Genomic DNA, 6,094 nt, shown 5'->3' with positions numbered 1-6,094 from the left:
GGCCGGCCCGCCGTCGCGCCCGTTCCCGTTTTGGTTGGTCGGCCGATCCCTGCCGCGACTCCGTCCGACCCCCGCCGCAGAGTCTTTGTCCGGCATGGTTTCCCGTGAAACATCGCGCGAATTCCCTTCGGGGTGATCGATTATGCGTGTCGCGGGTGCGGGATTGCTGTTCAACTTCCGTATTGTGTCCGGTACTGGCAAGCTATGAACGTCGAGCGTGAGTGCCCCACAGTGGCGGTGCCCGGCGGCCTTCCCTACGCGCATCCACTCGGCCACGTGTCTTTGAGTTCTCGGGGTTAGGAGCCTGTATGTCCAACGGTCCGGCGAATGTTTCACGGGAAACAACGTCCCGGGTGCCCGGCATGCTCGATACCGGAGCTTTCGATGTAGAGGAGTTCAGCCGCACCCCGTTCGGAAATATCTCCCCCACCGAGACCCCGATCGCAGCGGAAGCGCAGCGCGCCAGCCAGGTTCTGCACCCCGGCAATACCGCGATCCCGCGCCCGCGCGAACAGCGCGTCATCACCATCGCGAATCAGAAAGGCGGCGTGGGTAAGACGACCACCGCCGTAAATCTGGCGGCGGCGCTGGCGGTGCAGGGGATGCGCGTGCTCGTGGTCGATCTCGATCCGCAGGGCAATGCCAGCACCGCGCTCGGCATCCCGCATCACTCCGGCATTCCGTCCAGCTACGAACTGCTCATCGGCGAGTGCACCGTCCGTGACGCCATCCAGCAGAGCCCGCACAATGAACGCCTGCTCTGCATTCCGGCGACCATCGATCTCGCCGGTGCCGAGATCGAACTCGTCTCCATGGTCGCCCGCGAGGGCCGGTTGAAGGCCGCCATCCAGGAGGCGAACCTCGCCGGATACGACATCGACTACGTCATGATCGACTGCCCGCCCTCGCTCGGCCTGCTCACGGTGAACGCGCTCGTGGCGGCCAAGGAGGTGCTGATTCCGATCCAGTGCGAGTACTACGCACTGGAGGGCGTGGGTCAGTTGCTCCGCAATATCGGTCTGGTGCAGGCGCACCTGAACCCCGAATTACATGTCTCCACCGTTGTTCTCACCATGTACGACGGCCGCACCAAGCTGGCCGACCAGGTGGCCGAGGAGGTGCGCGCGCACTTCGGTGACGCGGTGCTGCGCTCGGTCATCCCCCGCAGCGTGAAGGTTTCCGAGGCGCCGGGCTACGGCATGACCGTGCTCGATTACGATCCGGGTTCACGTGGCGCCATGAGCTATTTGGATGCGGGACGTGAGATGGCAGCCAAGGCGGCGCGCCCGGAGCCGGTGCCGACCACCGACGCCGGATCCAGTGTGTAATGACAATCGCGGCTGCGGTGCATGGTGAACAACGAAAGGGGTCCTAGACCGATGAGTCAGGCGAAGAAGGGTGGACTGGGACGCGGTCTCGCCGCGCTGATCCCTACCGGACCCGCAGTCACACCGGGGGGCCTCGGCAGCGCCGCAGCCAATGTCGTCATCGGGCTGGATCCGATCGGCCCGCAGCCGGCTTCGGCCTTCCTGCATCGGGTTCCGGATCCGGAGGAGCCGGCGGCGGTCGACGAGGTGGACGCGGGCGCGGTCTATCGGGAGATTCCGCCCGAGCAGATCGTGCCCAATCCGAAGCAGCCGCGTCAGGTTTTCGATGACGAGGCGCTCGCCGAACTCGTGCACTCGATCAAAGAGTTCGGTCTCATGCAGCCGATCGTGGTGCGTCAGATCGCGACCGTGCCGGAGCCGCAGTATCAGCTCATCATGGGTGAGCGGCGCTGGCGGGCGAGCCAGAAGGCGGAACTCGAGGCCATCCCGGCGATCGTCCGCGAGACCGCGGATGACGCGCTGCTGCGGGACGCACTGCTGGAGAACATCCATCGCGTGCAGTTGAATCCGCTCGAAGAGGCGGCGGCCTATGAACAGCTGCTCGAGGAATTCGGCGTCACCCATGAGGAATTGGCTTCGCGAATCGGCCGTTCCCGACCGGTCGTGACGAATATGATTCGCCTGCTGAAACTTCCGATTCCGGTGCAGCGCCGGGTAGCGGCCGGCGTGCTTTCCGCCGGGCATGCCCGTGCGGTGCTCGCGCTGGAGGCGGGAGCCGAGGCGCAGGAGGAGCTCGCGAAGCGGATCGTCGCGGAGGGCATGTCGGTTCGCTCGACCGAGGAAGCCGTCAAGTTGGCGAATCGGAATCCCGATAGCGTGGTCACTCCCCCGGCGCCGAAGCGTAAGCCGATTCAGATGCCGGGTTTGCAGGATGTCGCCGAGCGACTGTCGGAGTCCTTCGACACTCGCGTCACGGTGGCGCTCGGTAAGCGCAAAGGCAAGATCACCGTCGAGTTCGGTTCCATTGACGATCTCGAGCGAATTGTCAGCCTGATGGAGCAATCCAAGCTTTGAAATCGGCCCTACTCTGGGGTCGAGGCTGAAACGTCACTGTGACGTACACGATCCCAGGCCCCGAGAGGCGTGTTGCTTTGATCGCTTATTCTTGCTGGCGAGTAGATATCGATGCGGCGTGAGTGTGGATGAATCGGACAGCTGGAGGCTGAGCAGAGCGGTGTCGACCAGCGTTACCGCATTGACCCTCGGCGGACTCGACAAACTCCCCTCGCACGCGCGGCGGTGCGTGTTCTGGGAGATGGATCCGGCAGTGGCAGCGGACTCCCGCGAATTCAGTGACCCGGTCTTCGAAAAGGAGGCCTGGCTCTCGACCGTACTCCTGGAGTGGGGGTCGTGTGGGCAGGTCGCTCTGGTCGACGGACAGTCGGCCGGGGTGGCGCTGTACTCACCACCGAGCCGGGTGCCGCGCGCCGGGCTCTTCCCCACCTCCCCCGTGAGCCCGGATGCCGTCCTGCTGACCACGCTGCGGGCCGAAAGTCCCTATCAGGACACCGATGTCGCCCAGCAGCTCATTTCGGCCGTGGTAGCCGATCTGGTGCGTCGTGGTGTGCGCGCCATCGAGGCGTTCGGAATGCGCTGGGATCCACCGGCTACCGCGATGGCGGACCGGTTCGGTTCCATGACGCTGCTGGAGCGCATCGCACCCACTCCCCCGCGTGCGTCCAAGACTCCGCCGCCGTCGGCGGGGTGCGCACCGGACACCTGCATGATCGATGCCGATTTCCTGGAGGAGGTCGGTTTCAAAGTGGTTGCCGCGCATCATCGTTTTCCGCGGCTGCGGCTGGAACTCGATAGCGACCACCTGTGGAAGGAAGACGTCGAGCGCGCGCTGGATCAGCTGCTCGCGGCGGCGGCGATGACGATGCCGAACCGGCTCGTCACCCTCTAGCAGAGGCCGAGACGAACAAACCCCGCTGTGCCGAGGAATCGGCGCAGCGGGGTTTCTCGTTGTTCCGGTGAACTCAGATGCGGTCGGCCGCGGCGAGTTCTTCCGCGAGCAGTTCCGCGAAGGTGTACGTGCCGGTCGGCTGATCGTCCTGGCCGAGCAGGTACAGCCGCTTCACCGAGATGAGGATCGCCTCGGCGATGACATCGCGCATGCGCGGGTTGGTCAGCACCGTCGAGTCGTAATCGTTTGTCAGATAACCGATGTCGACCTGGACGGTCGGCATCTTGGTGAGTCGCAGCAGATCCCAGGTGCGGGCGTGCGTGCGGCAGTCCTGAAGTGAAGTGCGCGCGACGATTTCACGCTGGATGAACCCGGCCAGCACCTGGCCGATCATCGAGGTGGAGCCGTGCGAATTGCCGAAGTGGAAGCTGGCGACACCGCTGGCGGAGGTGCTCGGATTGCCCGCGCAGCGCAGCGAGATCATCAGATCGGCGTCGAAGGTATTGGAGGTCTCGGCGCGTTCGGCATCGGAGGGGTTCGCGCCCCAGGGCCGGGACAGGAAGGTTTCCATACCCGTTGCGGCCATGCGTCCTTCGAGGCGGCTGGCCAGATCCCAGAGGATCTCCGATTCGTAGACGTCACCGAATTCGCTGGGCACCGAGGAGCCCTTGTCGGGTCCGCCCATGCCCGGATCGATGACGATGCGCTTACCGGTCAGCTGCGGACCGGCGCGGTGTACGACTTCTTCCTCGGCGATGCGATGCGGATTGCCGCCGGTGACGCGCGCGCCCAGCAGTTCCAGCGAGCGCAGCGTGTCCGGCCCGCAGATGCCGTCCCCCGCGAGACCGATCTCGCGCTGGAAGGAGGTGAGCCCCTCATGTGTGTGCGGCCCGAAGTAGCCGTCCACCCGGCCCACGTAGAACCCCAGATCCTGCAGTCGCCGTTGCAGCGTGGCGACGTCGTCGCCGTACAGCGGTGCGGACAGCTGATAGATCAGGGTGCGTGCGCCGAGGCGGTAGGAGGCTTCCTTGAGGGCCCGGTAGGTGGCCGGGCCCACCACGCCGTCGACGAGCAGGCCGCGATGCTGCTGGAAGGCGCGCACCGCGGAGTCGAGGTCGTGGTCGAAGGTGGCTTCGATGTTCTTCCAGTACTCGCCGTTGCCATTGCCGTTGGTGTCGGCAATGGGGTGTGAGTTCAGGAATCCGAGACTTGCGAGGGTGCTCCGAACCTCAGCTACGGCTGGTCCAGTATCGCCGTGACGAAGTCGGTGCATGCGTAAGAGCCCTTTCCTTCCGCCAACCCGGGTACCCACTCGTGCACAGGTTTACACACCTGTGCACGACCGGAGCGTCGGTCGATTGTCTCAGACCCGGACCAGATTTCGGCAACTGTCGAGTGCAGGCATCGTACGGCGCGTCGTTAGATAACACCCTCGAGTTCGCGCAAGAGGGCCGCTTTGCCCTTTGCGCCGACGATCCGCTTGATCTCCTTGCCCCCTTGGAACAGCACCATGGTAGGCAACGACAGAATGCCGTAGTCCTTCGAGGCCTCCGGATTGGCGTCGGCGTCGACCTTGGCGATGGTCAGGGCGTCGGCGTGGGTGGCGGCGATCTCCTCCAGCACGGGCGCGACCATCTTGCACGGACCGCACCAGGCCGCCCAGAAGTCGACCAGTACCGGCTTCTCGCTGGCCAGCACGTCCTGCGCGAACGTCTTATCGCTGACCGTGATGGTGGCGGAGGTCTTGGCGTCGGACATGGTCGCTCCTTAGTTGTTCACTTCTACCGGCTGGCCGGCGTGATCGAGAGTATTGGTAGAGATGTCGCCCTGCTCGGCGAGCCAGCGTTCGGCGTCGATGGCCGCGCGGCAGCCGGTTCCGGCGGCGGTGATGGCCTGGCGGTAGGTGTGGTCGACCAGATCGCCCGCGGCGAAGACGCCCTCGGCCGAGGTGTAGGTGGACTGCCCCTGCACCTTCACGTAGCCCTCGTCGTCCAGTTCGACCTGGCCGGTGACCAGTTCGCTGCGCGGATCGTGGCCGATGGCCACGAACAGGCCGGTGGCGGGCAGTTCGCTGGTCTCGCCGGTGCGGGTGTCCCGGATCGTGAGGCTGGTGACGGCCGAATCCCCGTGCACCGCAGTGACTTCGGAGTTCAGCAGGAAGCGGATCTTGTCATTGGCCTTGGCGCGCTCGAGCATGATGCGGGAGGCGCGGAACTCCTCGCGGCGGTGGATGATGGTGACGCTGGAGGCGAACTTGGTGAGGAAGGTGGCCTCCTCCATGGCGGAGTCGCCGCCGCCGACCACCACGATGTCCTGGCCCTTGAAGAAGAAGCCGTCGCAGGTGGCGCAGGCGCTGACGCCGCGGCCGAGGAGATCCTGCTCACCCGGGATGTTCAGGTAGCGCGCGGCCGAGCCCATGGCCAGGATCACGGCGTAGGCCTCGAAGGTCTCACCGCCGACGGTGACCTTCTTGATCTTGCCGGAGAGGTCGAGGGCGTCCACGTCCTCGGTGCGGATGTCCGCGCCGAAGCGTTTGGCCTGCTCGCGCATCTCCTCCATGAGATCCGGGCCCATGATGCCGCCGCGGAAGCCGGGGAAGTTCTCCACCTCGGTGGTGGTCATGAGCGCACCGCCGAATTGGGTGCCTTCGAACAGCAACGGCTGCAACTCCGCTCGCGCGGCGTACACGGCAGCCGTGTATCCGGCCGGTCCGGAACCGACGATGATCAGGTCGCGAACAGCGGTAGTCAAGAGGGCCTCCGAAGGCAGATGTGAAACAGGCAGGTCGGTCAACAACAGG

Annotated in this window: 6 protein-coding genes; 3 read left to right on the top strand and 3 right to left on the bottom strand. The window is 65.2% G+C overall.

Annotated features, from left to right (window positions below; translation table 11 throughout):
* Positions 1-362 precede the first annotated feature (362 nt).
* The 3 genes from ACFC4D_RS46100 to ACFC4D_RS46090 all read left to right on the top strand — a co-directional run bounded on the left by ACFC4D_RS46100 (position 363) and on the right by ACFC4D_RS46090 (position 3,294).
* A complete protein-coding gene (locus ACFC4D_RS46100; RefSeq protein WP_375963794.1) occupies positions 363-1,328 on the top strand; it encodes a ParA family protein in 966 nt (321 codons plus the stop codon).
* A gap of 51 nt (positions 1,329-1,379) precedes the next feature.
* A complete protein-coding gene (locus ACFC4D_RS46095) occupies positions 1,380-2,402 on the top strand; it encodes a ParB/RepB/Spo0J family partition protein (protein WP_376073232.1) in 1,023 nt (340 codons plus the stop codon).
* Between the two features lie 160 nt (positions 2,403-2,562).
* Complete coding sequence (locus ACFC4D_RS46090) at positions 2,563-3,294, top strand: GNAT family N-acetyltransferase (protein WP_364637940.1); 732 nt, start codon at positions 2,563-2,565, stop codon at positions 3,292-3,294.
* Positions 3,295-3,367: 73 nt separating this feature from the next.
* Here the strand turns inward: ACFC4D_RS46090 and ACFC4D_RS46085 are convergent, their stop codons facing one another.
* From ACFC4D_RS46085 to trxB, 3 genes are all read right to left on the bottom strand, one after another.
* Entirely contained in the window at positions 3,368-4,567 is a 1,200-nt protein-coding gene (locus tag ACFC4D_RS46085; protein ID WP_375961503.1) for a peptidoglycan-binding protein, read from the bottom strand.
* Positions 4,568-4,713: 146 nt separating this feature from the next.
* The gene (gene trxA / locus ACFC4D_RS46080) at positions 4,714-5,052 is read right to left on the bottom strand and encodes a thioredoxin (protein WP_364636807.1); all 339 of its coding nucleotides are present in this window, start codon (positions 5,050-5,052) and stop codon (positions 4,714-4,716) included.
* Between the two features lie 9 nt (positions 5,053-5,061).
* Positions 5,062-6,045, bottom strand: a complete 984-nt coding sequence (trxB, locus tag ACFC4D_RS46075) for a thioredoxin-disulfide reductase (RefSeq protein WP_376073229.1) — start codon at positions 6,043-6,045, stop codon at positions 5,062-5,064.
* Positions 6,046-6,094 lie beyond the last annotated feature (49 nt).

The sequence above is a fragment of the Nocardia sp. NPDC056000 genome, from assembly GCF_042269265.1.
In the GTDB taxonomy this organism is placed as follows: Bacteria; Actinomycetota; Actinomycetes; order Mycobacteriales; family Mycobacteriaceae; genus Nocardia.
Note: the sequence above shows the minus strand (reverse complement) of the source record. Positions and strands in the feature narration are given on the sequence as shown.